Source organism: Bradyrhizobium sp. (genome assembly GCF_049798375.1).
GTDB lineage: Bacteria > Pseudomonadota > Alphaproteobacteria > Rhizobiales > Xanthobacteraceae > Bradyrhizobium.
The window spans coordinates 1-1564 of sequence record NZ_JBARGP010000649.1; the positions used below are offsets into that span (position 1 = coordinate 1).

Below are 1564 nucleotides of genomic sequence, written 5' to 3' on the forward strand. Positions count from 1 at the left end.
GCGTGCGACAGGCCGAGCGCGGACGCCAAGATGAACAGGTTCATCTCGGCAATGCCGAGCTCGATATGCTGGCCCTTCGGCGAGGCGTCCCAATTGAAGGTCGAGGGAATCTTCTCGCTACGGAACAGGTCGGCCTTCTCGGCCCGCGCGAACAGGCCGCGGCGGTTGACCCAGGCCCCGAGATTGGTCGACACGGTGACGTCCGGCGAGGCAGTGACGACACGCGACGCCAGCGGCGTGTCGGTGCGCGCAAGATCATTGAGCACGAGGCCAAAGCCTTGCTGCGTCGACATGTGGGCTGCGGCCGTGAACGTCAGCCGCTCCGGCACATCGAGCACGGCATCGTCGAGCCGGCGGCCATCACGATTGAACGGCACGCTCTTGAGAAAGACCTCCAAGGCCTGTTCATCCTGAGTCAGCCCCTCGAACTTGTCCCATTCATGGCCGGGCCGGATGTTCTGCTGGCCGCGCCACTTCTCCATCTGCGCCACGGTCATCAGACCGGCGTGGTTGTCCTTGTGGCCCTGGAACGGCAGGCCGACGCCCTTGATGGTATAGGCGATGAAGCAGACGGGCCGGTCGTGATCGATGGCCTCGAACGCCTCCAGCATGCTGGCCATGCCATGGCCGCCGAGATTGGACATCAACGCCAGCAGCTCGTCGTCGCTGCGTTTGGCGATGAGACGAGAAACGTCGCCCTGATCGCCGATCTCGTTGTCGAGATATTTGCGGAACGCAGCCCCACCCTGGAAGCACAAGGCCGCATAGAGCTGGTTGGGGCAATTGTCGATCCAGCGCTTGAGCGCCTCGCCGCCCGGCTCCGCAAACGCCTCACGCATCAGGGAGCCGTATTTCACGATCACCACGTCCCAGCCGAAATTGCGGAACATAGTCTCGAACTTCTCCCACAGCCCTTCGCGCACGACGGCGTCCAGGCTCTGCCGGTTGTAGTCGACGATCCACCAGGTGTTGCGCAGGCCGTGCTTCCACCCCTCCGCCAGCGCCTCGAAGATGTTGCCCTCATCCATCTCGGCGTCGCCGACCAGCGCGATCATGCGCCCCTCGCGACGGTCCTTCATCCAGCCATGCGCGGAGACGTAGTCCTGCACCAGCGACGAGAACAGCGTCTGCGCAACGCCCAAGCCGACCGAGCCGGTGGAAAAATCGACGTCGTCGATGTCCTTGGTGCGTGAAGGGTAGGACTGCGCGCCCTTGAAGCCGCGGAAGTTCTCCAGCTTGTCCTTGGTCTGGCGACCGAACAGATATTGGATGGCGTGAAACACCGGGCTCGCATGCGGCTTCACCGCGACGCGATCTTCCGGGCGCAGCACCGAGAAATACAGCGCCGACATGATGGTTGCGAGCGAGGCGGACGAGGCCTGATGGCCGCCGACTTTCAGGCCGTCGACATTGGGCCTGACATGGTTGGCGTGGTGGATGGTCCAGGACGACAGCCACAGCACCTTGCGCGCCAGCGCGTTCAGGAGGTCGAGACGGTCTAATGGGACTGCTGACTTCGCCATGGCGTTCCTCGCGAGGGCTGTTCGATTCCCGATGCTAATCC

General features: G+C 63.5%; 1 pseudogene. It reads right to left on the reverse strand.

Features of this window, described 5'->3' with window-relative positions:
- Positions 1-1523 (reverse strand): annotated as a pseudogene (locus WA702_RS25475) (transketolase); the annotation flags it as partial.
- Between the last annotated feature and the right edge of the window lie 41 nt (positions 1524-1564).